This is a genomic window from Actinophytocola sp. (assembly GCF_035712165.1).
In the GTDB taxonomy this organism is placed as follows: Bacteria; Actinomycetota; Actinomycetes; order Mycobacteriales; family Pseudonocardiaceae; genus DASYTH01.
In genome coordinates, this window is the sequence record NZ_DASTBH010000095.1 from 1 (window position 1) to 3,282 (window position 3,282).

3 protein-coding genes are annotated in these 3,282 nt (G+C 71.9%); all 3 read right to left on the reverse strand.

Features of this window, described 5'->3' with window-relative positions:
* Positions 1 to 1,108 (reverse strand): hypothetical protein (locus VFO68_RS04915; RefSeq protein WP_325156946.1); only part of this gene is annotated, 1,108 nt, incomplete at its 3' end.
* Between the two features lie 41 nt (positions 1,109 to 1,149).
* Entirely contained in the window at positions 1,150 to 2,403 is a 1,254-nt protein-coding gene (locus tag VFO68_RS04920) for a dienelactone hydrolase family protein (protein WP_325156947.1), read from the reverse strand.
* A gap of 315 nt (positions 2,404 to 2,718) precedes the next feature.
* On the reverse strand, positions 2,719 to 3,282 hold a 564-nt coding region (locus VFO68_RS04925), incomplete at its 5' end, for a substrate-binding domain-containing protein (RefSeq protein ID WP_325156948.1).

Consider the following 3,282-nt stretch of genomic DNA (forward strand, 5'->3'; position numbering starts at 1 on the left):
GCCGCGGGTGCCGGAACGTTCCCTGGCAGATCAGCCGGCCGAGCGTGGCGGGCGCGAACCAGCAGTACCTGGCGGTGCCGTGGATGGCGATGGCGCGCCGGACCGGGTCGACAGCGCCGGTCCATCCACCGTCACGCAGACCGGCGAGGTACCGGTCGGTGACGGCGGCGGCGAGGTCGGGCAGGAGCGCGCCGTCCACCACGCCGTCCGTCGCGCAGCGGACGATCAGGTCCGCCGCGTCCTGCCCGACGCCGCCCGCGCCGGCGTACCACCAGCCGAGCAGCACGCTCACGTCGCCGTCGTCGACGAGATTGGTGGGCGAGACGTCCAGATGGCAGACCGTGCGCGGGGTGGCCTCGGCCAGCGCCAGGACGGTGGACCGCTCCGCCCAGAGCCGCCGGAGACCGGAGCGCACCGCGGCCGGCCACACCGTCGCGACCGGGTGCTGCCACGGGGCCGCGGCGCCGTTCCGGACGCCGCGGGCGGGTCCGTGGTCCAGGTACTGGGCGAGCCAGCGTCGCGACAACCAGGGCAGGTCCGGTACGCGGTCGACCCATTGCGCCTGTGCCGTGCCCAGTTGCCAGGCGAAGTGAGCCAGGTGCGACACCGTCCAGGACACGCCGGGCGTGCCCCGGACGTCGGCCAGCCACAGCTCGATGCCGCCGTCCGGTCGCTGACCGACCTCCAACAACTGGGGCGCCGCGATGCCGCAGTCGCGGTAGACGGCACCGGCGAACCCGCTGAGGTGGGCGAGTAGCTCCCGACGCCAGTAGTTCCAGTGGTCCGGCGCGAAGCTGGCCCGCCAGGCCGCGGCGTCGGCCTGGCGACACGCGGGGGGCTTGATGATCTTCAGTACGGCGCTGCCCGCCGGCCCGCCCACGCGCCAGATGCCGCCGATCGCGGCGTTGCCGTCGTCGTGCGGCACGACGTCCACCGCGTCGATCCGACCGCCGAGTTGGGCGGGCATGACCTCGCAGAGCGGGGCCGTGTCGGGCTGTGCCCGGATTCCGACCACCGTCCGCCCCCAGACGTCGCGCCGGACGACCGCCCACCGGGGACTGGCGTCGAGCCCTGCCCGACACCAACCCCCGGTGAGTTCATCGATCATGTTCCGGCTGCCTCTCTCGCTTTCCGTACCCTCTGGGGCCGTCAGGCCGGCGTGCAGGAGCGGATCTGTGGCCGCGCGGTGCTGTTGCCGTTGAACATGGTGGTGAAGCCGAAGGTGTTGCCCGAGCCGTTGGAGCGCATGGTCATCACGTAGCCGGTGGAGTCCCAGGACGGGGTGCCGTTCCAGGTGGCGGACATGCGCTGTGGTGCGGTGAGGGCGACGACCACGCTCCAGTTGGTGGCGCCGGAGACGGTCACGGAGGTGTTGTACCGGTCGCCCCAGACCTGGCCCGGTGTGATGGTCGCGGTGCAGGAGGCCGGGGGTGGCGGGGGCGGCGGGTTGGGCGGCGGCGGGTTCGGTGGCGGCGGGTTCGGTGGCGGCGGGTTCGGTGGTGGCGGGTTCGGTGGTGGCGGGTTCGGGTTCGGCGGCGGTGGCGGCGCGGGTGAGGTCGGCGGCGCGGGGGCGATGAACGGGCACGTGTTGCGGTACGACCTGATGCCGTTGGCGTCCATCAGGGACGGACACAGGAACTGGCTGTAGCGGTCGTCGTTGTCGACGAAGATCTTGAGCCAGGGGATCAGGATCCGCATCTCCAGCACGTTGGCGCGGGTGGGGAAGAGGTGGTCGGCGCCGGTGAACTCCATGTAGGCGCGCTCGGTCGTGGCCGGCAGCGAGTTGTAGTAGCCGGTGACCATCGACGGGGTGACCGTCGTGTCGTTCTGCCCGGCGATGAGCAGCGCCGGGACCCGCAGGTTGGTCGGGTTCCCCGAGGGCTTGAACGGGGCGAGCCCGATGGTGGTCTTCAGCGAGGGGCGCTGTTCGGCCGCGTAGAGGGAACCGCCGCCGCCCATGGAGTGGCCGATCACCGACAGCCGGCTGGCGTCGACCCGGTCGCGCACCGGGCTGCGCTGGGTCAGGTAGTCGAGGGCGGCCAGCAGTTGGGTGCCCCGGGCGGCGTCGAAGTCGTTGCGGCTGTTGGTCTCGACGCCGATCACGACGAAGCCGAAGGACGCGAGCCAGTGCCCCATCCAGGCCTCTTCGACGGAGAACAGGGCGGTGTAGCCGGGCACGATGGCGACGCCGCCGAACGTACCCTGGCTGGTGTCGGTGGGGTGGTAGATCATCCCGCCGCCGAAGCCGTTGCCGGCCGGCACGCTCGTCTGCGCGGTGGCGAACGTGCCTCGCTGTGCCGACACGCTGGCGGCCGTCGGATCCGGGCCGCGCTGGTACGGGTTGTCGGCGGCCGCAGCCGACCGGCTCACCACCGTCACCGTGGCGGCCGCGAGAACGGCCACCAGGACGGGTATGACCTTCGCGAGCGTCCGCCTGACGGAGCCGTGCGCCGTCCGGCCCTCGGGTGGGCCTTCAGGTGGGCGTGCGGGTGGACCTGCGGGTGGGCGCATGCGTGATACCTCCTCGTCTACCTGGCCCGGCCGCCCCGGCGAGGGATGTTAGCGCTAACAATCTCGGCCACGGCAGGTGCCGCCGAAATTTTCGGACCGACAGGGTTTTAAGGTGGGGGCGAGCGGCGGCTGAAACTTTCTAAGATATTCCCGGAAAGTTATCGGTCACAGCGGCGACTGTCAATACGTTGACCTCAGCCGCGGGCGCTATCGCGGGGCTGGCGGCGCCGTGCTTCCCCGGACGACCAACTCGGTCGCCAGCTCCACCCGCTTGCCCCGCGGCGCGAGGTCCTCGGACAGGTCGAGCGCCATGCGGGCGGCCGCCGCCCCCATCTCCTGGAGCGGCTGGCGGACCGTCGTCAGCGGCGGCACCAGCCACTGGTCGAGATCGTAGTCGTCGAAGCCCACCACGCTGAGGTCGTCCGGGATGCGCAGGCCGGCCAGGCTCGCGGCGTGGTAGACGCCGATGGCCATGCCGTCGTTGAGCGCGAAGATCGCCGTCGGCGGGTCGGGGAGGCGGAGCAGCTCCTCGGTGTGGCGCAGACCGTCCTCGATCTCGAACTCACCCTGCCGGATCAACGCGGGATCCACAGGTACGCCGGCCGCGTCCAACGCTGCCCGGTAACCGTCGAGCCGCGCCCGACTGCACAAGGCGTACTCGGGGCCCGTGATCACGGCGATGCGTCGGTGCCCCAGCTCCAGCAGGTGCCGGGTCGCCGACAGCCCGCCGTTCCAGGTGGTGGCGCCGACCGACGGCACGTCGTCGCGGGG